Genomic DNA, 20,991 nt, shown 5'->3' on the forward strand with positions numbered 1-20,991 from the left:
TGTCTCGCGGCGATCAGTCCGCGAAGGCGCTTTCAGAGAACTCGACCTTGTTGCCGCCCTGCGTGAATGCATACACCGTGCGGCCAGTCTTCTTGTCCGTGCGGACCTGCAGCGTCATCGTTACATTGTTGGCACTGAACGACGCGGGCAAGGTCGGCTTGTCGAACTGCGCCGCGACAGCGGCCGCGGAAAACGGCGAAGCGTCGTCCGGGTTCGCAGCATTCCGCGCGAGCGTTTTCATCAGCGGCGTCCAGCGCTGCTTGTCGGACGAGGGCTGCGCGATGTAGATGTAGCGATAGCCCTTGATGCTTTTCATGTGGGCGGCGAACTCGGGATCCTTGCCGTATTTCGCCAGCTCGGCGTCGAGCGAGGTTGGCGCCGTGTTCCTGACTTCGAAGCAGCAGGCGACGGTCAGCGTCGATCCGACGCCTTGCAGGCCGCTAAAAACGGCCGGCGCGGACAACTTCTGGTCGGTCATGACGTAGACCGGCCGCGCGCTGACAGTGGCCCCGTCGGCCATGACGGGAATCTGTTCGACGACACCCGTGATGGGCAGGCCGTCGGCATGGCAACCGGCACAGGCCAGCGCGCAGAGGGGGAAGAAGAGATATTTTTTCATGGGCATCGATCAGTGTCCGGTGTCGGACCAGTGCATGTTTTCCTGTGGATAGTAGAGGACGCCATAGGTCGCGCCGATGTCGACCAGCGTCGAAAACCCTTTCACCTTGACGTCCTTGCCGTCGGCGTCCTTGACGGATTTACCGACATAGGCGCTCAGGTTCATGTCCAGCGCGCCGCCGAAGTTGTGGCGTGAGCGCTTGGGACGGCCGACTTTTTGCGACTTCGAGTGCGGTTTGATGCCGTAGCCCTTGCACATGTCTTCCGCCGCCTGTTTGGCGGCCGCGAGATCCGGCTTGCCGTCGGAACCACGATGTGTCCAGTCGATGGCAACGTTCGGCCAGGGCGGGACGGTGGTCGGGTCGGTACCACGGCAGATCATGAACGACCAGTACATCAGGTAGGAGCGTTCGATCGGACGGAAGACGGCGTTGATCTTCACGCCGACGCCCGCGGTCTTGAGCGCGGCGATGAAGCGCGTCGCCTTCGGACGGAAGTCGCCATTCAGGCCCGCCAGCGTGTTATTCCCGAGGAACCGTCCGCACCACTGCTTGCCGCTGGCTTCCAGCTGGGGGCTGCTCAGTACCGTAATCGGATGATTCTTGTCGGTGCGCTGGCGGTCGACCTGGACGGCGGGTGCCGGGGAAGGACGTGGCTTCGGTTGCGGCTTCGGTGCCGGTTTGGCTGGCGCCGCGGCCGGCTTCGGGGGCGATGCCGGTTTCGGCGCGGGCGCGGTTGCCGCGGCCTTGCCGGGAATGCGCAGGTGCTGGCGCGCGAAGATCCGGTTGCGGTCTTTCAGCCCGTTCGCCGCGACCAGTGCATCGACGGTCACGCCCGGATATTTTGCGGCGATCGTGCCGAGGGTTTCCCCGCCCTTGACGATGTGGATCAGCGGCGCCGTCCTGGCCTTGGTCTCGTGGACCTCGGCATTGCTTTGCATCGCGAAGTACGGTGCGATGAACGTACACGCGTACCCGGTGCCGGTGTCGAGCAGATCGCCGATCTTGTCGCCCACGTTGTCGAGGTAGAGCGACAGTTTGTCCTCGAACAGCTTCGGGTACAACAGCGGCAGGGCGCCGCCGGCATCCGTCTTGACGGTGATCTCCTGCTTGCCGCCCCTCAGGGTGACCGGCTGCCCGGCCAGCGGCTGCTGCAGCTTGTCGCGCAATTCCGCCGTCTTCGGTTTGCCCAGCGGGACGATCTTCCCGGGGATCCAACCTTCGTGCTTCGCCATCGCCGCCGTCAGTTTCTTGAACTGGTCGTCGGTCAGCGCATCCAGGCGCGTGGACTTGTCGACGCCGGTCGCCTTGCTCACGGTGGCGATATAGCCGTCGGTGTCGTTTTCATTGCGCGGCGCGTACGCCTCGATCATCGATGCGATCGAGTTGTCGCCGTAGACCTCCTTGAGCAGGCGAATGCGCTCGGCATCGCCGGTCGCGCGGTCGGGAAAAATCAGGAAGAGGCTTTTCGGGTTGGATGTGCGCTGGGCATAGCCGATACTCGTGCTGACGACACGCTTGCCCGGTTTGGCCATGTTGCCGGGATTGTTGGTGCGCCACGCGAAGGAGCCGCCGATGTACAGCGTCTCTTCGCCGTTCTCGTCGAAGTAGTGGACGGTCTTCTTTTCGCGATAATAGGTCGCACGTACGAACATCGGTTTACCCCTCAGCGGCCGAAGAATTCATGGCCGATCGCATCGCGTCCATCCACGTACTGGCCCTTCGAACGTTGCTTGCTGTCGCTCTTGAACAGCGGAATATCCTCGTTCTCGTTGAACCGGACGACTTCGAAATCAAACGGCGTCTTGCGCGCACCCTGCGCATCGGCGCTGGGCCCGACTTTCGTCGCCTGGACCGCGAACAGGTGATTTCCTTCGATGTAGAACGCAACGGCCTGCGTATTCGCATCGCCGGACTCGTAGTTGCGGAAGTTGTAGCCCAGGCCCTTCGGCGTGCTGGTCGTCACCTGCAGCCACGGATCGCCCACGCTGTCCGGCATCAGGTACACGGTGAACGTGTCGAAACTGCTCGCCGTGCCGTTGGCGACCATCCCGCGCACGATGCGCAGCGACATCTTGCCCAGCTTGACCTCGTTGACGCCGTAAGTGAGCTTCACCTCGTTGTGTGCCGGCGCCGCAACCGCCGGCGCATGGACAGCGAACCAGGCAGTGGCGAGAGCGGCCGCCGCGACGTTACGCAAAACCTTCATGTTCTTCTCCATCCTCGATGTGTGGGACGACGGCATCATGCTTCGCCATCCTCGATTGCCTGCAGAATCGCGGGATCCGCAAAGACCAGGTGATCGAGCAGCTGGCGCTCGAACGCCGCATCGTAGGCCGGCAGTGCGCCTTCCGGCGATTCGTCTGCCTGGTCGACGACGGCCGCAGCATCATGTTCTCCGCCTTCGCCGGCGTCGTGGTCATGGTCCTCGCCTCCGCAACCGCATGCCGTGTCATCGTCCGCGTGGTCGACGCGGTGCCACTCGCCAGGCTCGCCGAGCAGTACCGTGTAATCCCTCTGCGTCTGGTGGAAGACGCGTTGCGTCGCGCCGTTGTCGTCCAGTTTGCCCTTGGCGACCAGGGTGCCCGTGTGGTCGATGAAGCGGTAAGGCACGGCGCCGCTGCTGCTGGCGCCGATCAGGTCCTGCAACGGCCTGTCGACGATGACGCGCGTGCTCATGCGGGCGGGGACAACCTCGACTTTCAAGGGTGACGGATGCGTGAAGTCCAGTTCCGGTCCGTAGGCGCGCTGCGGCCCGGCGAACTCCTTGTGCGTGGCCTTGAAGCTGACGGTGCCGGGGCAGTGCAGCATGATGTTCCCGCCTTCCAGCTTGAGATACGCGCCCTGGGCCGTCATCAGCAGGTGGTCTTTCGCCGCGCTGGTCACCGTCCCGGAAACGCTGGCACAGGTCACGGCTTTGTCGGCCGTCAGGCGCGCGGGGCCGGACTGGCTTTGTACGCTTGTCTTGCCGCTGGCGGCATGCAGGCGGATCCCGGCTTCCTGGTTCGGTTTCGTGGCGCTGGCCGCTTTACCGTATGTGAACAGGCTGATGCCGGCCTTGACGGCATGATGTATTGCCCCTTGTGCGGCGGCGTTGACGTCCTGGCCCGCGACAATCGCGCTGGTCGCGCCGCTGACGAATACCGCGCTTGCCGGCGTGGCCGCCGCAATGCCGGCCGGGCCCGTGAGCTGGATCTGCGGCGCATCGAAGGCGGCGGCACCTTGCGTGCCGGCCGGCGTCGACGTGCTGTCGATCGCGGTAGCGCCGGCCGCCAGCTGGGCGATGGCCGTCAGCTTGTCCGGCGCTGGTTCGTCCGCCAGCCTGGCATTGTGTTTTTGCGCGGTCTCCGCCAGCGACGTCGCGAGCGACTGCGCGGCGTCGATCTGCTGCCGGGCCGGGCGCGCCTCCATCTGCGCGGCATCCGCCCCGCTCCGGTCGGCGGAGACGAGGAGGCCAAGGCGTCCGCGCACGGCCATCCCATGCTCCGTCTTCAGCTCCGCCCCCAGCCCCACGGCCCCCAACCGCTGGTTATCCGTCTGATGCACCAGATGCCCGAGATTCAGCTCCGCCGTCCCCCGATGCGCCTTCGCATGCCGCTGCAGCGCCACGCGGGCCTGTCCCGGTGTGTCGTCGAATACGAGCTGGCTGTACGCGCCGGCACCGTTGCCGCTGGCCTGCATGGCCTGGCTTTTCAGGCCGGACAGCACCGCCGCATGGGCGTGTGCGCCCGCGGCGCCGGGAAACCACGCGCCCGCGTTGCCGGTCGCCGCACCCGGGCCGCCGACCACCGTGTTGTGCTGGGCGTCGCCGGCGCCCGCACCGTTGTAGACGGCGCCGATGACGACTGGCCGGTCGATGTTCCCGTCAAGGAAATCGATCAGCACTTCCTGGCCGACGCGGGGCAGGGCGTGGCTGCCCCAGTTGGCGCCGGCGACCGGCGCGAGCGGCGTCGCCACGCGCACCCAGGTGCCGGCGCGGTCGTCGGCCGGCGCACCCGTGTGGCGGTCCGCGTCGGGATGATCGAGCCGGCTGTGGCTCGCCTCGCCGCGCTGCCAGTGGAACTGCACCTTGATGCGGTGGTCGCGGTCCGTGTGGATCGCGGTGCCGGGCGGGCCGACGACGATGGCCGTCTGCTGGCCTTGCACCGTCGGGCGCGGATGCAGCACGCGGCCGTGGCCATCCAGCTGGCTGTCGCGGTACGGCGTCGCGGCGGGGATCGCGTCGAAGCTGTTGCGGTACACGGGGCGTTCCGCAACGCGCTTGCCGCGCGCATGCAGGCTCGCCGACAGGATCTCGTCGTTGAGCGCCGCGACCGGATCGTGGCCCAGGTGACGGGTCAGCGTCGATGCGGTATCGGCATCCAGGTTGTTGTGCGCCAGGTGGCGCACGCGCACGAGCAGGAACGGATCGGCCGCGCTGCCCCAGGCGCCATGGTCCGCCAGTGTGAACGTCGTCCCCGGCGTGAAGGTACGCACGGTGCCGGCGCCCACGTGGACGACCTTGCCCGCTTCCAGTGCCTGCAACTGGCGCTCGGCGATGCGCGCGCCGTGCTCGCGGCTCGTGTATGCGTACACGCCGGGGATGTCGCGGCTGGCCAGTTCGACCGGATCCTGCCCGGCCGCGCCGACGGCCCGCACCTGGCGCGCGCGATAGTCCCAGCTGCGCAGTTCGACGGCGTTCGTCGCGAGACGCGCCTCGGTGCGCCAGCGGTCGATGCTGTCCTCGCGCATCACGGCGCCGGATTGCGTAAAGCGCACGAGCGCCTGCGTGTTCGGCTTGAACGCGTCGTTGCTGTCGGCGATGACGAGCGTGTGCGCGCCCAGCGTCGCGCCGTCCGGATCGCCCTCGTGCTCGAAAAAGGCGAACAGGCCTTCCTCGCTCATCAGGCGCCGCACGAACGCGAGATCGCTTTCCTGGTATTGCGTCGTCAGGCTGCGCTGCGGGTAGAGCGGGCGGTCGACCTGGAACCGCCAGGCCGGCGCCAGCCTGCCCTTGCCGTCGTATGCGGCAAACACGGTGTCGATGATGTCGACGATCGTCTTGTCCTGGAACACGCGGCTGTCGCGGCCCAGTGCGAGGAACGCCGTCCAGGGTTCGATCGTCAGCGTGTACCTGGCCAGGCCGCCGTTCGCCCCCGTCATCTCGGCCGCCGTCACGTGGCCGTGGAACGGACGCACGCCCTGGAACGGGCCGGCCAGCAGCTCGAGCAGCACGGGCTGGCCCAACAGCGACTTCAGCGCCAGCCCCGCATCCGTCGACAGGGCCGAGACGCGCAGCCGGTAACCCGTCGCGATGGCTTCCTCGCCGTGCAGCGATTCGGCGAGCAGGACGTCATCACCCAGCGGCGTATGCAGGCGCAGCACGCGGCTCGACTGGGTGAAGCGCGCCACGAGCGCCCGGATCGCCTGGGCCGTCAGAGGAAGAGAGGATGTCAGCATACGCGGGGTTCTCGTAGTCGCATGGTTCAGGTGCCGATGAATGCCGCGCCCAACGCATCCAGCGCGGACTTGAGCGAGACGCCGGGCCGCTCCAGGTGCCGGGACACCTTGGCGACCGCATAGTCGGTGCCGACCTGGTCTTCGACCCAGTCCAGGTCATCGAACGCGATGTGGCGCTCGCTGGCTGCCTGCGGATCCATGACCGCCTGCAGCGTGTGCGCAGACGCGCCGCCGAAGCCGAGCACGAGGCGCGGCTGCGCGCCGAGGCGCGTGACGAACAGGGCGAGCTCGAAATCGGCGCGTGCGAGGAACGGGGCAATTGCATGCATCCAGTAGGCGCCGACGAGGCCGCGGTACAGCGGATCGGCCGGCAGCGGCAGCACGAGGCTTTTCTCCAGCCGGCTCGTGCTGCTGGCCAGGACGGGTTGCAGCAGCAGGCCGAGCGCCAGCAGCGCCCGGCGCACCGGGCCCGCATAGCCGGCCTGCGCCAGCAGCGCCTGCAGCGTGTCGAGCGACTGCAGTTCGATGAAGTCGGCGAACGCCGGCGCGTGCGCGTGCGAGCGCAGGTCGAGTTCGACGACCTGGCCGGCGGCCGCGTGCAGCAGCGCGTCGGCGTCGGGGGCCGTCACCAGTCCCTTGCTGAGCGCTTCCAGGCGGCTCCACAGGACACCCAGCATCTGCGGTGCCGACGCGACGAACGCATCCGGTTCGGCCACGTCGAGCATGCCTGTCATGAGGAACGGGAAGCGCCGTCCGGATGCGTCGCTGCTGGCCACGATATGGCCGGCGATCGCATGCCGGCGGCGCGGACCCGCGATGACGAAGTGCAGCGGGGCGACCGCGTCGTAGCGCGATTTCCACTGCGCGTCGGCCATCATGAGGTCCATGGCACGCGCGAGCCAGTCGTCCAGCAGCTTGACGAGCGCCGGGTTGTCGGAACCCTTGACGAAGTCGCCGCGGCTGGGGATCTTGCCGAAATAGCCGATCGACACATGGGTGGACGCGCGACTCATCCGACGGTGGCGGCAGCGGCGGCGCCGGCCGGACGGACCAGGGCGACGCTGCGATGGATCGGATCGTTGTTCGCGACGCACAGCACGGCGCCCGCGCCTTCCACCGCATGGTGGCGGGCCAGCGCGAGCGCGGCCAGGAAGGCCACGGCACCGGACTGCCCGCAGGCGGGACCGGTGGTCCTGACATCGATGCCGGCGTCGAGGTGCGGCAAATCGTCGTGGGCCAGTGCCATCGCCTCGAGGACGCGATTGCTCCGGTGGTCGGCATCCGCGAACAGCGCGGACACGGCGGAGGCGTCGACGGCCGTCTCGGCGAGCAGCCGTTCCGCCAGGCGGCGCAGGTCGGTGGCGTCGGCGCGCGCCGCCGCGTCGGCCGATGCGCCGCGCGTGGTGCTCGCCGCCTGCAGCGTCGGCGCCGCGTGCGCGGCATCGGCCAGCAGGAGCCCGGCCGCGCCTTCGCCCGGCACCAGCCCCTGGGGATGGGTCGCCGTGAACAGCGTGCCGTCGGCGGCCATCCGGTCGACGCGGACCTGGTCGATGCGCGAATCGAAAGCAACGAGGAGGGTCAGCACCGGCTCAGTGACCGCCTGGACGGCCAGTACCGACAACAGGGCACTCGCGGCGGCGACGGGTTCGCCCGGCGGCGCAGGACTGACGGTCACCTTGTCCGCATCCCATCCCGCCAGCGCGGCCACGTGCGCGAGCCACGCGCCGGCCGCCGTGCGCTGCGCGGCGGTCCAGTCGGCCGGCGCCAGCGGGGCGATGCGCAGCAGCGTGCCGTCGGCGGCGTCCAGCGCGGCGCCGGCAAGTTCGTCCACGACGCCGCTCGCCAGTGCGAAGGCGCGCCAGTGCGCTTCACCGAAGCGGGCATCCAGGTGGCCCTGTGCGGCGAGCCACGGCTCGGCGCCGTCCCGCCACGCGGCGTCGGCGGCGGACGGCACGCGCACGGTCATCACGGGATAGCCGGCGTCGTCGATGAGTTCCGGGTCCAGGTCGGGGCGCGCGCGTTGTGCGGCCAGCGTGGCGGCCAGTTCGTCGATCGAGTCGCCGTGGCGCAGGCGCACGGCCGCGTCGACCAGCGCCAGCGCGGGCAGGCGCGCGGCCGTGACGGGAACGGGAGTCGTCGGGGCAGCGGCAACAGGCGCCGGCGCTGCGGGCGCGAGGCGGCGGAGCAGCAGCACGCCCGCCAGCACGGCGAGCGGCAGCGCGACCAGGTACGTGACCAGGTCCGAGGTCGTGGGCGCGCTGCCGGTGCCGCGCCAGGTGAAGATCGCGCCACCCCAGAACGCGCCGAACGTCAGCATCGTCAGGATGCCGCCGCGGATCCATGTGCCCATCAGGTCGATCTCCGCATCCGGCTGCGGCGGCACGGGTTACACATGATCGACCGTCGCCTGCTGGCCGGCGATCAGCGTGGCGCCGCAGCCGGCCTTGTCGCCATGGCGTGCGGCGGCCTTGCCGTCGACGATGAACGTGGTGTCGCCGCTGACGATGGGCGAGCGGCCGTGGCGGGGACACACGGTCATGTCGCCTACGCGCGCGATGCCCTTGCCGTCGCAATCGCTCAGCGTCGACGCCTCGATCACGCTGCCGCCGTGCGAGGTCCTGTCACCCAATACGATCAATGGTCCTGCCATGCTTTTCTTCCGTCACCGTTACAGATGTTTAGCGTGCAATGTTACATGCAGACAATATTTTTCCCGCATTATAGCTGGGCAAAACGGTGTTCTTAATCACGGTTTGTAACAGTTGTGCAGTTTCTTTCAGGCTATAGCGTAGCGCTTGCGATTAGCGTAAAGTTAAGTTTGTTAAGTATGGATGAGTTGGAGAGTGTGTCTTGCAGCAAGCTATGACCCAGGCGCTGGAAGCGCTGGCCGCCCTTGCCGGATTCGACAGCGTCACGCGCCTGTACGCGTTGCGGATCGGGGACGACGATACGGATTTGCCGGGCGGTGAACTGCTGGTCGAGGCGTTCGTCGCCGACGATGCGGTGCAGGGACTCGGCGTACGCGACGTGATCGCGCTGTCGACGAGCGCCGCGCTCGATCCATCCGCGCTGCTGGGCCGGCCGGCCGCCCTCGAAGTCACCCTGGCGGACGGCACGCGGGCCGACTTCGCCGGCGCGATCTGCGCGGCGGCGCAACTGGGCAGCAACGGCGGCCTGGCGCGCTACCGCGTCCGCATCGCGCACTGGGTGTGGCGCCTGGCCCACGTGCGCAACAGCCGCGTGTGGCAGGACAAGTCCGTGATCGACATCGTCGACGACGTCTTTTCCGTCTACGCGCCCGACGCGCGCTGGCGCTGGAGCGACGACGTCGGCCCGTTCATGGACGGCGCCAACCCGCGCAGCTACTGCTGCCAGTACCGCGAATCGGACCTCGCTTTCGTCGAGCGCCTGCTCGCCGAAGAAGGCCTGGCATGGCGCTTCGAACAGGCCGAGGATGGCCCACGCATGGTGCTGTTCGCGGACAGCCGCGATGCGTCCGCCGTGGCCGACGACCCCAGCATCGGCGCCGGCGGCGCGCGCTTCCACGGCGCGCACGCGCGCGAAAAAAGCGACAGCGTGCAGGCGCTGGCGGTGCTGCGCGGCGTCGGCGCGTCCGCCGTTACCGTGCTCAGTTACGATTACAAGAGCAAGCAGGCGGTCGCCGCGAACTCGCCGTCGCGCCTGTCGAACGGCAGCCTGCCGTGGCTCGAATCGTTCGACACGCCGGGCCAGTACGCGTATGCCGACAGTGCCCAGGCCCGCCGCTACGCCGACCTGCAGATGGAAGCGCGCGAGGCGCGCAGCCAGTCGTGGCGCGGCCGTTCGACCTTGCGCACGCTGCGCGCCGGCACGCGCCTGACGGTGATCGGCGCCCCGGTGAGCGCACTTGGCGCGGCAGCACCGTTCACGATTCTGCGCGTGACGAGCGTCGGCGTGAACAACCTGCCGACGCGGGCGCAGGATGCGCTGGCCGAGTTGTTCGGCCCCATCCCCGAACTGCTGGAAGACACCATGCGCGACGACCTGCCGGAAGATTTCGGCCTGGCGCTCGCGCAGGCACGCGTGGCCGGCTACGCGAACTGCTTCGAAGCCGTCGCCGCCGACGTCGTGTGGCGTCCGCAACTGGACGGCAGCGACGGCCGCAGTCACCCGCGCCCGACGGCGGCGGGCGCGCAGAGCGCGATCGTCGTGGGCGCCGACGGTAGCGACACGCCACGCGGCGCCGACGAACTGTATTGCGACCGCCTGGGCCGCGTGCGCATCCGCTTCCACTGGCAGGACGGCGGCGACGCCACGTGCTGGGTGCGTGTGGCGCAACGCCTGGCGGGCGGCGGCATCGGCAGCCAGTTCCTGCCGCGGATCGGGCAGGAAGTCATCGTCCAGTTCATCGAAAACGACATCGACCGCCCGATCATCGCGGGCGCGCTGTACAACGGCCAGGGCGAAGGTGGCGTGACGCCGACCCCGGGCGGCGAGCACCGCGACGCCGGCGCCGATCCGTTCGGCGCCGCCCACGACCATGCGGCATCCGGCCAGGGCAACCTCGCCGGCGGCAACAGCCCCGTGTGGCACGGCGCCTCGGCCGCCGTGGTGGGCCACTGCAACGCCGCGGCCCAGTGGGGCGTGCGCACCAAGGAATTCGGCGGCGCGGGCTACAACCAGCTGCTGTTCGACGACACCGACTCACAGGGCCGCGTGCAACTGCGCACGACACACGCGGCGACGGAACTGAACCTGGGCCACCTGATCCACGGCGCCGACAACTACCGCGGCAGCCTGCGCGGCCAGGGCGCCGAACTGCGCACGGATGCCTACGGCGCGCTGCGCGCGGGCGCGGGCTTGCTCGTTTCGAGTTATCGCATCGAGCACGATGTGTCGTCGCGCGAGCCGGCGGGCGACAACGTGGCCGGCATCGCGCTGCTGAAACAGGCCGTCAAATTGGGCGAGACGTTCAGCGAAGCCGCCGTGACGCACAAGACCGTGGGGCTCGCCGCTCACCTGGGTGCGACGAAGGCCGGTGCCAGCGCGCTGGATGCGAAGGTGGCGCCGTTGCAGGCGATGTTGAATGCGGTGGCCGGGACGGTGGCGCTGGATGGCGCTGCATCGGGCGACGACAAGCTGCCGCACGTGGCGGCGCCCGTGATCGCTCTGTCGGCGAAGGCCGGGCTGGGTGTGACCGCTGCGGATGCGGTGCAGCTGTCGAACGGCGAGACGGTCAGCCTGATGAGCGGGCAGGACACGCAGTTCGTCACCGGTGGCGCCATGCGGATGCATACCGGGCAGGCGATCGGCATACTGGCCGGCGCCGTGAAGGCGGGCGAAGGCGGCGTCGGGCTGCAGATGATCGCGGCGCAGGATGCGGTCGACATGCAGGCGCAGGCCGGGACGCTCGATGTGCAGGCGAGAGACGACGTGCATGTCGTCAGTGCGAATGCGCATGTGGACTGGGCGGCGGCGAAGCGGATCAGTTTGTCGACGGCGGATGGGGCGAATATCACTATCGAAGGCGGGAATATTACGGTGCAGTGTCCGGGGAAGATTGCGGTGCATGCGGGGAAGAAGAGTTTTGCGGGGCCAGTCAACATGGACTACGCATTGCCCAAGCTTCCGCGCTCAGCCCTGGCGCAACGGGCCATGCAGTTCAAAATGCGGCTGATGGACACCCCTGGCCCGAACGGTCATCCCTTGGGTAACACACCATGGAAAATCGCCATACGTGAACAACCCGAAGGGCTCCAGCTGATTGACGAGGAAAATCTCCTTGCCGAAGGCGTCACCGATGACGACGGCCATGTGGTGCTGACACCGGACGACGAAAAAAAGCTCGCGGAAGCATATGCATTGCATCCTGGCGATACGTGGCTTGTTTACCCCGGACAGGTCATCAATATCCACGTCCAGGTGGAATCGGAGACGTGGGATGAAAAACAGAAAATGCTGCACGCGCTGAACGCTGCCGATTTTAGTGCTGAGTTGCATGCCGCGACGTTTAGTGCCGGAGCGCCGCCACAAACCAACTATGCGAAAGAAGCATTCGAGTTAGTCAGCTCTAATGGAATTTTCGAGAGAATCAAGATCTGACCCCTTCGCCGATTTGTCTTATCCATGTAAACCGAATGACCAGCAAACAGATTTCGCAATTGATTTCCGCGGACGGGATGCCGACCGCCACCGCGGTGTCCGCACCCGGATGTTTCGTACATGATGACGTACCTATTGCAAGACATCCTGACATTACTTGGGGTAAAGTCTTCTCGGAGCCGAGTAACGGAAATTCGGTTGAATTCTACGTCACAGGGGAAGAATATTTCGCTGCAGTCGCGGATGCGATTGCAGGCGCCAAGAAATCGATTTACATAGCTGGGTGGCAGGTCAATTTTGACGTAGAGTTGACCGCGGGAAGAACATTGTACGAATGTCTCGAGAAAGCCATTGACTCGAACCCGGCCTTGCGGGTCTACATCATGCCATGGCTCTCCCCCAAGGCTGGTGTCAATACGGGGGACTTTGAAACGATGCTCGCGGTCTACCAATTGAACGCTGGCCTGCCGTCCCCGGTACGTGCGTTCGCTTTGCCTGCAATCGCGCAGAGCGATATGGCGGGGGCACTTGGGATCGGGTTTTCACACCACCAGAAACTGGTCGTTATCGACGAAGTCCGTGCATTTGTAGGCGGGATCGATCTGGCGTACGGACGTCGAGATAACGGCCGTTTTCCACTTGCACATGAAGGTCGTGTTGGCAACGAGGTCTACAACACCTGCATTCCACCGATTCATGAACTAACGAAAGTCGAACAGGTCAACTATCTCACCAGAAACGAGCTCATTTGCGCTAGCTTCGACGGCTTCCTGGCGAAAGCTGGCGCGTGGTGGGAGTCCGCATCGGGCAAACCGGTTGCCACGGTGCTGGACTGGAAAAGAGCCGGCAGCGATTTTGCCAAAGACAAGCGGCAAGAAGTCAGCGACTGGTGGAATTCCAAGGAACTGATGCCGGAATTCATTCGCAGCCTCCAGGATAAACCCGTCGAGGCCGCGGACGACCTGACGCGCTGGACTTATCGACGGATTAATCAGAGCCTGAACGGCAAACTTGACCGTCTTCGACAAACTGGATCGGCGCATGTGAGCACGGCAAGCGCTGCGCTCGTCGCTTGGTTGAATCACGCCAGCCTGGAGCAATTGCCAGCCGAAGTGCGTCAGGAGACAATCAAGATTATTGAAATGTTCGGCATTGCCGTGTTCAAGCAGCTCAGCGTGTCTGCGGACAATCGTCCGAAGCGCTACAAGAACCTTCGCAAAGTCAGGAAGATGTTGCCTCCTGACGGAAAGGTTTTGTCTCCATCTCAACCTCGTATGCCGTGGCACGATGTTCACGCATCGATCTTGGGTCCGGCCGTCAGCGATCTCGCCAGAAACTTTATCCGGCGCTGGAACGCTATTGCGCATCGTTATGAGGTTTCTTATCGAACCAGGGCTGGGACAGAGGTGTCTGCCTTTTTCGACGCCTTTGGATTGCGTCCTACCGGCGCTGTTCGGTTACCTCGTATTTCTCCTAGCATAATGAAGAAGGACCAAAGTAAGCACGGGAAGTGTTGGGTGCAGGTCCTCCGGAGTGCGCCTGCGACTCTGCAGCGCGATGAACAGATGGCTGACCGCGGAGGAAGCGCCGAGATGCATGGACCCATTCGCGAGCAAAACAACTGTCTTAAGGCGATGCTAACTTCAATCTATGGTTCACAGAACTTCATTTATATTGAAGGGCAATTTTTTCAGTCAGCATACGGGACCGACTCCGCGACGCTCGAACCCAGTGAAAACAACGGACCGATGTCGATTTTAACTGATGTCAATTCTTTGCCCGATTATCAGAAATACACAAAGCGTCTTGGAATTTTCGGGGTGCCATGGAATGAAGTGCCAAGCAAGATTAAATGGGTGGAGTACGACGACATCGCGCGTGACATTAAAGGGAAGGGGAACGTTTTTGTAAACGATTTGAAGACAGTACTTGGCAATATCGCTTCTATCAAAGCATCATTATTGATGGGGAAGCCTCAAGAGCGCATTTTTAATCCTATTGGTGAGGCATTGGCGTCCCGGATTGAGAAGGCGATTTTCGATGGTCAGCCCTTCCATGTATATATGGTTCTTCCAGTTCATCCAGAAGGCACGTTAGATACACTCAACATCATGACGCAGCTTCATTTGACGATGCAGTCACTAGTATTCGGCAGTCATAGTCTTGTAAATCGGATTAATCGGGCAATACTGACGCTAGATATCAAGAAGAAGAAGAATATCAGTGTTGCTCAAGCGAAGAAGATTGCTAGCGAATATCCCATTGACGACCTGCGGCAGGAAGTCGGAGAAAAATGGAAGAGTTATTTGACGTTGCTCAATCTTCGTAACTGGGACGTTTTGGACGGGCGGCCAGTCACGGAGCAAATCTACGTGCATTCGAAATTGCTCATTGCTGACGATCGCGTGGCCATCCTCGGAAGTGCCAACATCAACGATAGAAGTCAGTTGGGAAATCGAGATTCCGAGCTCGCGGTCGTGATACGAGATGATGAGCAAAAGAGTGTCAAGTTGGATGGCGTCAAGCCAGCGATGGTGAGTTCGTGCGTTCACGGCCTCAGGGTCAGATTATGGAAAAAATTATTTGGTCTAATGGGATCTGCACATCCGGCACATTCCCTAATTAATGTCGTGGAAAAGCCTGCCGCAAAGGAATCGTGGGAAGCGATTCAGAGAGTTGCTTACGCTAATGCGACGGCATACAAAGATGCGTTTCCGTTTCTTCCGGCCGTTGGTAATAAACCAAGTTCGATCTGGCCGACATGGAACAAGTCCAAGCGTGCCTTGGACTATCACATGCCGTTCAATGAACGATTTTGGAGAGATGACGAAGTTCGGGATACTACGTATTCTTGGCATGCAAAAGCTCGGGTAAAAGAAAAGTCCCCAAGAGAAATACAAGGTTTTATCGTGGCGTTGCCTTTATCATGGACTGAAGGTGAAAATAATCTTTCGGCAATGAATCTTACGATGCTTGCGAAGACAGACCCCGCTACAGCGCCTCAACAGACAGTCGCGAGTACGATGCAGGCGACTGAAACTGAAGTGAACGGATAGGCGATTCGCCTTGCTTTGAGCCTTGTATACTCTTGGAATTGTATAGATGTCACGAACTGAATCTTTGTCTCCTCGTAGAGGATTATTTCCTCGCCTAGCGATAGCCCTAATATTGCTGGGGCGTGTTTCAAATGTGCTCCAGGCGGCAGATCTGTCGGTCGATGCGACAGAAGTCGCACCTTCTCGGACTCCAACTCCGGACGATTTATTGAAAATAACCGCGCCCGACTACCAGAAACCGGTCGGTGTCAACTCCGAATGTTTTGGCCGTATAATGTTCGAAGTTAACGGGGTTGATGAATGGCCGACTTACTATCGCCACATGTATCCAAAAGGCATTTTTGCAAGATCGTTCAGCGACAATATCGGAGATCCATATGATAGTATGCGTTTTGGGGATACGCTCATCGCTGTCGTTGCATCGACAAAAAAGTTCCCGAAGGAGAACGTATTTAAGGCTACACCTTTCGGTAGAATGGTTGCTTTGCAAAAAAATATTGAAGAAAAGCGCGCTTACATTGTAAGGCTGAAAAAGGCCGGAAAAATAACGGACACTGATAAGGCCGAGATCGAAGCGCAGTCGCAGGATATCCAGCGGTTCGAGACGATCATAGCTGAGTACGGGAAGAAATTTGAGAAGTTTGACACCGGATTGCCGAACAGTGAGGCATATTGGACCAGTGAAGACTCGTCAGTTGATAATTCGGATCTCCGTTCGATTCTCAGGGCGTACCTGACTCGAGGCGATCACATCTTCGTATTTGAATCCAATGTGAAGATGAAAACGACGGCAGATAAGGAGAACCATAAGAAAAAATTCTCTTCTGTGCTCTCGAATTTCCGCCCACGGGCGGCTAACGAAATTCCCTCAGAAAGAGGTGTATGCGTACCTTTCGGCTTTATCGCAGACGATGGAGAAACACCTATCGCGTTTAAGCAGTCAATACGTTTCAGTGATGCTCCGGGTGTCTTGTATACACTAAGTACGGGTACTGTCGATCCGCGAAATATCAAGGCGGCGCCTTTGCTCGCAATGGCCGAGGCGGCCATCTCGCCGCCCGCTCCGGAGAAGCCAGGCGATCCAGTGCCCAAGGTGATCCAACGTATCGGCCCCCGAATGGTCAAGATGGGCGGGCTGTCTGCGTCACAGGGAGGCGTACACTTAAAGCTTGATCAACCCGGAGGCAAGGGGTACGAAATTTACAGTGTGTTCACAGGGTATGGCGGATGGCTGGGCACGACTGTGCTGCCTTACATTCTCGTGAATATGCGTACTATAAACAAGAATCTGGCTCCGGAGTTGAAGGAAATTCCTCCGCCGTTCGCCGCCAGTAAGAGTCGAATGGACCTGGTGGTTAAAAGCATGCGCTGGAGGCCAACCACGCCACCCATGCCAGAACTGACTCGAAGATAACTCGAGGAAGCCCCCTTCTCATGTGAACGAGACATGACTTGGTACTGCGGAGGGGCTTCGCAGTGAAATGAGTCCCGGCATCTTACTCGATGTAATGCGCCTGATTTTCCTTGAGAGGCCCGCGTTCGCAAACGCGGTCTGTTTGCTTGAAGTTCGGTTATTTCCGACGAGAAGGGCGCAACGGTAGTCAGGGGCTGCGTGTCTCCTATACCGACCGGAACGGGCCGCGTAATGTTCAAGGTGCGGTATCACTACAGGCTTCGTCAGGACGATCCCGCATGAACTTACGCTCGACGCGTCCCTTCGCAAAGTACGGGATCTCGGGACAATAACGACGCCCGCCCGGCATGTCGACTGGTTTCCACGCCGTGCTCTCCGTGCGCACGACCTTGAGTTCCCCCGCTCCGTCACGCTTCCAAATCGCGATGTCTCCCGACACGTTGGGCAATGCCTGCGATTCGCAGCCGCTGAAGTCATCGAACGTCAACGTAAGGCGATCGCCGACCTGTTCCACCCGGTCGGGAAATTCGATACGCCCGTCCCGGTACTCGGGAACCGTGTAGCAATACAGGATCTTCCGGCCGACCAGCACCGGCAACTGCACGCTCGACGCCGTGGCGGTTTCCTTGAGCTGCCCCCCATCCCAACGATATGTCGTCACGCCATGTTCGCAGCATCCGTTACGCCATTGCGAAACAATGGTTTTGAATTTCTTGTCGAACTCGGGTGAGGTAATCCCCTGCAGCGTTTCCGGTGCATCGACGAAGCGCTGCGTGCCTGGATCGAACAGCCAGGCTTGCTGCGGAATGTTCGGTCCCGCCGGCAAACTGAGCGCGATCGTGAGATCGGGGAACCCATCGAAATTGGCGTCGACGAACGATGGAATGAAGACGCGGCCCGGCCCCTGGGAATCGGTCGGCAATTCCTGGGCGAGCTGGCCGTTTCGGTAAATCCTGATGGCCGATACGTAAGGCGCTGCGTCGCTGTCATCCGATTCATTCGACATCGCGTCGGCAACGAGGCGCAGCTCGAATGGCACCGGTTGCGTATCGCGCAGATGCAGCGGAAACGTCTTCCTGCCATCGGGCGATGACCAGGTTCCCGAGGCATTAACTCCGTCCAGGTTCACCGTCCATCGGCCGGTCGCGATGTTCTTCGCAGAATGCGAATCGCGCTCGGCCAGCCTGAGCGTGTTGGCTTTCACCGTGCCGGTCAGCTCAAGCTGTTGTCGGGTCTTTTCGGAACAGGGCTCGTAGCGATACCAGCCCGACACATTCCCGGCGATGCGGGTCAGCGCCACATTGATCGGCTTTGTGCCGAGGGTGCCGGACAGTACCCGTTCCCAGACAGGAAATTCGACGCGCGGCGGCTTCGCCTCCTGGGCAAAAGACTGTCCATGCGCGGACAGCAGCGAACAAGCCATGATGAAAACGAAGATGTTGCGCATGTTGCTACCTGTGATTGGACCGCTCGAAGTCTACATGTAAACCCGAAATAGCAAAATCGCTCTTGTTTGTATGGATCTTGATTTCGCCTAGCATCGCTACAATGCGTTTTTACACAGGACGAATGATGGTACGAATGGATGAATCGCTGGTCGCATGGCTCGACGCGCATGCGGATAGCCTGGATGCGGACACGCTGCATGCGGATGCGCTGCCGGCCCGTCTGGCCCAGGCCGGCCTGTTCGCGGCGGCAGTGCCTGAAGGCGAGGGCGGGGACGGACGCGCCCTGAGTGCCGCCGCCGACATCGTCGCAGGACTCGCCGAACACTCGCTCAGTGCCGCCTTCGTGTACTGGGCACAGCGTGCCGTCATCGCCTGCCTGCTGGCGAGCCCGAACCGCGACCAGGTGCGGCGGCTCCTGCCAGACTTGTTGCACGGCCGCCTTGCGGGCGCGCCCGGGTTGTCGAATGCGATGAAATTCCTGGGCGGCCTGGACCGGCTGCACATCACGGGCACCGCCGCACCGGACGGCATGCGGCTGAACGGCACGGTGGCCTGGGCGACGAATGTGCGCAGGCAGGGGTTCGTCGCCGCGATCGCTGTCGGCGGCGAACATGGCGACAATCCCGCCGTGTTTGCGCTCCCCCACGACGCGCGCGGCGTGGTGCGCGAACCCGACCTCGATCTGCTCGCGCTGCGCGGCACCAACACGGCCGCCCTGCGCCTGGACGAGGTCGTGCTCGATGCCTCCTGGGAGATCCACCCGCAGGCACGGATCTTCCTGCCGTCGATCCGTCCCGTTTTCGTCGGCCTGCAATGCGGTCTCGGGCTCGGACTCGCGCGCGCATCGCTGCGGGCGGCGCGGGCGGCGCTCGACGGCAGGCCGTCGGTCCTGGCGGGCGACATCGACGCGCTCGATGCGGAGATCGCGGCGTGCCGGCAGACGCTGTGCGCCGGTCTCGATGACGGCAGCCTGCGCGAACGGCCGCGCGACCTGCTGACGCTGCGCCTGCGGATGGTCGACATCGCGGCGGCTGCCGTCGCGCTGGAGTTGCAGGCGTTGGGAGGACGTGCGTTGCTGCGCGCGAGAAGCGGCGGTTACGCCCGCCGTGCGCGTGAAGCAGCGTTCCTGGCGGTCGTGACGCCGACGGTGGCCCACCTCAAAGGCGACCTGGCCAGGCTGGCGTAGTCCGGATTTCACATACTTCACAAATGTTGTCTATACGAAATTATTTTCTTGCCAGAATGAGTAAATACCAGATAACATTTGCCTCAAGTCAACTTTGAGGGGCCGGCCTGCGGCTTCTGCGTGGAGTGAAGATGCTGAGCCGCCTGCCCGTGCTGTGGAAAGTCCTGTTGGCGCCGGCCATTGCGATGTTGTGCATGGGGGCTTACCTGACCTTCACGGCCATCGTCTTCAAGCAGAACAACCTGCGCCTGGCGGATGTGCGCGACGTGCAGTATCCGGTGCTCGATGCGCTGACGGAGAACGCGGGCGCCCTGGACAAGATCATCGACGTGCTGAATTCGGCCGCCGCCGCCGGTGAACCCGAGCAGATCGCCGGCGCCGACGCCCTGGCTGCGAAGGTGGCGGACAACTACCGCCGCGTGCGCGCGCTCGACCAGGTCCATGAGGCGGACCTGGGCCGGCTGGCGCTGGAGTTCGACACGTATTACAAGACGGCCCGCGCGATTTCCGACGCGATGGCAAATCACAACGGCATGCCGGCCAAGGACAGGCTGCAGGCGATGGCCGCGGCGCTGGCGACCTATCGCAAGGATGTCGCGGGGTTCCGCACGGCGGCGCGCGACCGCTTCACCGGCACCGTGGGCGCGGCGACCGATTCGTCGAACCGGGCCGTGCTCGGCGGCGCCGTCACGGGCGTGCTGGGCCTCGTCGTCACGCTGGCCTTCGCGCTGCTCGTCGCGCGCACGCTGGTGCGCCAGTTGAACGAGGCGGTGCGGGTGGCGGAGACCGTCGCCGCGGGCGACCTGACCAGCATGATCGCCGTGGATGCCCAGGACGAGACGGGCAAGCTGCTGAAGGCGCTGCGGGACATGAACGGCAGCCTGGTGCGGATCGTCAGCGAGGCGCGCAGCGCCACCGACAACATCGCCGCCACCTCGGTCCAGATCGCGCAGGGCAATGGCAACCTGGCCGGGCGCACGGAACACCAGGCGCAGGCTCTCGTGCAGACATCGTCGTCGATGGGAGCGCTCACCGGCACGGCCAAGGAAAACGCGGCGAATGCCGCGCAGGCCAACGAACTGGCCGGATTCGCCGCCAATGTCGCCACGCAGGGCGGCGCCGTCGTCGGGCAGGTGATCGCCACGATGGAGGCGATCCATGCGTCGTCGCGCGAAATTGCGGACATCGTCGGCGTCATCGAGGGCATCGCGTTCCAGACCAACCTGCTCGCGCTGAACGCGGCCGTCGAGGCGGCGCGCGCCGGCGAACACGGGCGCGGCTTCGCCGTCGTGGCGAACGAAGTGCGCAGCCTCGCGCAGCGTTCGGCCGCCGCGGCGAAGGACATCACGGCCCTGATCGGGCGCTCGGTCACCCAGGTCGAACTGGGCACCACGCTGGCCGACCAGACCGGCCGCACGATGGACGAGATCGTGAGCAGCGTCCGGCGCGTCACCGACATCATGGCCGCGATCGCCGAAGCGAGCAAGGCGCAGACCGCGGGCATCGAGCATATCAACGATGCCATCGCCCAGATGGACATGGACACGCAGAGCAACGCCGGTCTCGTCGACGAGACCGCGGGCCTGGCGAGCGCGCTGCGCGAGCAGGCCGCCAGCCTGGCTGCCGTCGTGAGCGTGTTCACCCTGGCGCGCCAGGACGCCTTGCCGCAACCGGCCGCGCGCGACAGGCTCGCGCTGCCGGCATCGAACAGTCCCGTGGCGCGGCGCCGCGCCTGACCCGCATCCTTTTC

At 63.7% G+C, this 20,991-nt stretch carries 13 protein-coding genes; 5 read left to right on the forward strand and 8 right to left on the reverse strand.

Going from position 1 to position 20,991, the window contains the following annotated elements; genetic code table 11:
- Positions 1-13: 13 nt before the first annotated feature.
- From ACEN9H_RS11165 to ACEN9H_RS11195, 7 genes are read right to left on the reverse strand one after another with little or no spacing between them, the layout of a single operon-like run.
- Positions 14-619, reverse strand: coding sequence for a hypothetical protein (locus tag ACEN9H_RS11165; RefSeq protein ID WP_413674785.1), 606 nt, complete (start codon positions 617-619; stop codon positions 14-16).
- Positions 620-628: 9 nt separating this feature from the next.
- Positions 629-2,272, reverse strand: a complete 1,644-nt coding sequence (locus ACEN9H_RS11170) for a LysM peptidoglycan-binding domain-containing protein (RefSeq protein ID WP_413674786.1) — start codon at positions 2,270-2,272, stop codon at positions 629-631.
- Between the two features lie 11 nt (positions 2,273-2,283).
- Positions 2,284-2,826 (reverse strand): hypothetical protein, encoded by a 543-nt coding sequence (locus ACEN9H_RS11175; RefSeq protein ID WP_413674787.1) that lies wholly within the window; start codon positions 2,824-2,826, stop codon positions 2,284-2,286.
- A 35-nt stretch (positions 2,827-2,861) separates the two neighbouring features.
- Positions 2,862-6,056, reverse strand: coding sequence for a type VI secretion system Vgr family protein (locus ACEN9H_RS11180; RefSeq protein ID WP_413674788.1), 3,195 nt, complete (start codon positions 6,054-6,056; stop codon positions 2,862-2,864).
- 26 nt (positions 6,057-6,082) lie between these two features.
- Positions 6,083-7,069: a type VI secretion system-associated protein TagF gene (gene tagF / locus ACEN9H_RS11185; protein WP_413674789.1), complete on the reverse strand. Its 987-nt coding sequence runs from the start codon at positions 7,067-7,069 to the stop codon at positions 6,083-6,085.
- Positions 7,066-8,439, reverse strand: a complete 1,374-nt coding sequence (locus tag ACEN9H_RS11190; protein WP_413674790.1) for a hypothetical protein — start codon at positions 8,437-8,439, stop codon at positions 7,066-7,068. Before ACEN9H_RS11190 ends, tagF begins: the two co-directional genes overlap by 4 nt.
- 3 nt (positions 8,440-8,442) lie before the next feature.
- On the reverse strand, positions 8,443-8,706 hold the full coding sequence (locus tag ACEN9H_RS11195) for a PAAR domain-containing protein (protein ID WP_036228705.1): 264 nt from the start codon (positions 8,704-8,706) through the stop codon (positions 8,443-8,445).
- 212 nt (positions 8,707-8,918) lie between these two features.
- Here ACEN9H_RS11195 and ACEN9H_RS11200 point away from each other — a divergent pair, with 212 nt between their 5' ends.
- The 3 genes from ACEN9H_RS11200 to ACEN9H_RS11210 are packed head-to-tail and all read left to right on the forward strand — an operon-like array spanning position 8,919 to position 16,607.
- Positions 8,919-12,137 carry a type VI secretion system Vgr family protein gene (locus ACEN9H_RS11200; RefSeq protein ID WP_413675571.1) on the forward strand — a complete coding sequence of 1,073 codons (3,219 nt, stop codon included), beginning with the start codon at positions 8,919-8,921 and terminating at the stop codon, positions 12,135-12,137.
- 35 nt (positions 12,138-12,172) lie between these two features.
- Positions 12,173-15,193 (forward strand): phospholipase, encoded by a 3,021-nt coding sequence (locus tag ACEN9H_RS11205; protein ID WP_413674791.1) that lies wholly within the window; start codon positions 12,173-12,175, stop codon positions 15,191-15,193.
- A gap of 46 nt (positions 15,194-15,239) precedes the next feature.
- A complete protein-coding gene (locus ACEN9H_RS11210; protein ID WP_413674792.1) occupies positions 15,240-16,607 on the forward strand; it encodes a T6SS immunity protein Tli4 family protein in 1,368 nt (455 codons plus the stop codon).
- A 235-nt stretch (positions 16,608-16,842) separates the two neighbouring features.
- On the opposite strand, the gene ACEN9H_RS11215 is transcribed toward ACEN9H_RS11210, so the two are convergent.
- Entirely contained in the window at positions 16,843-18,054 is a 1,212-nt protein-coding gene (locus tag ACEN9H_RS11215; protein WP_413674793.1) for an XAC2610-related protein, read from the reverse strand.
- 122 nt (positions 18,055-18,176) lie between these two features.
- Here ACEN9H_RS11215 and ACEN9H_RS11220 point away from each other — a divergent pair, with 122 nt between their 5' ends.
- Both ACEN9H_RS11220 and ACEN9H_RS11225 read left to right on the forward strand, forming a co-directional pair.
- Positions 18,177-19,241, forward strand: a complete 1,065-nt coding sequence (locus ACEN9H_RS11220) for an acyl-CoA dehydrogenase family protein (protein ID WP_413674794.1) — start codon at positions 18,177-18,179, stop codon at positions 19,239-19,241.
- Between the two features lie 131 nt (positions 19,242-19,372).
- Entirely contained in the window at positions 19,373-20,977 is a 1,605-nt protein-coding gene (locus ACEN9H_RS11225) for a methyl-accepting chemotaxis protein (protein ID WP_413674795.1), read from the forward strand.
- Positions 20,978-20,991 lie beyond the last annotated feature (14 nt).

Source organism: Massilia cellulosiltytica, from assembly GCF_047325105.1.
Taxonomy (GTDB): Bacteria; Pseudomonadota; Gammaproteobacteria; order Burkholderiales; family Burkholderiaceae_D; genus Telluria; species Telluria orientalis.

Bases quoted from the DNA above. Each gene is read 5' to 3' on its own strand.
- ACEN9H_RS11165 (WP_413674785.1), bottom strand. From the start codon at position 619: ATGAAAAAATATCTCTTCTTCCCCCTCTGCGCGCTGGCCTGTGCCGGT.
- ACEN9H_RS11170 (WP_413674786.1), bottom strand. From the start codon at position 2,272: ATGTTCGTACGTGCGACCTATTATCGCGAAAAGAAGACCGTCCACTAC.
- ACEN9H_RS11175 (WP_413674787.1), bottom strand. From the start codon at position 2,826: ATGAAGGTTTTGCGTAACGTCGCGGCGGCCGCTCTCGCCACTGCCTGG.
- ACEN9H_RS11180 (WP_413674788.1), bottom strand. From the start codon at position 6,056: ATGCTGACATCCTCTCTTCCTCTGACGGCCCAGGCGATCCGGGCGCTC.
- tagF (WP_413674789.1), bottom strand. From the start codon at position 7,069: ATGAGTCGCGCGTCCACCCATGTGTCGATCGGCTATTTCGGCAAGATC.
- ACEN9H_RS11195 (WP_036228705.1), bottom strand. From the start codon at position 8,706: ATGGCAGGACCATTGATCGTATTGGGTGACAGGACCTCGCACGGCGGC.
- ACEN9H_RS11200 (WP_413675571.1), top strand. From the start codon at position 8,919: ATGACCCAGGCGCTGGAAGCGCTGGCCGCCCTTGCCGGATTCGACAGC.
- ACEN9H_RS11205 (WP_413674791.1), top strand. From the start codon at position 12,173: ATGACCAGCAAACAGATTTCGCAATTGATTTCCGCGGACGGGATGCCG.
- ACEN9H_RS11210 (WP_413674792.1), top strand. From the start codon at position 15,240: ATGTCACGAACTGAATCTTTGTCTCCTCGTAGAGGATTATTTCCTCGC.
- ACEN9H_RS11215 (WP_413674793.1), bottom strand. From the start codon at position 18,054: ATGCGCAACATCTTCGTTTTCATCATGGCTTGTTCGCTGCTGTCCGCG.
- ACEN9H_RS11220 (WP_413674794.1), top strand. From the start codon at position 18,177: ATGATGGTACGAATGGATGAATCGCTGGTCGCATGGCTCGACGCGCAT.
- ACEN9H_RS11225 (WP_413674795.1), top strand. From the start codon at position 19,373: ATGCTGAGCCGCCTGCCCGTGCTGTGGAAAGTCCTGTTGGCGCCGGCC.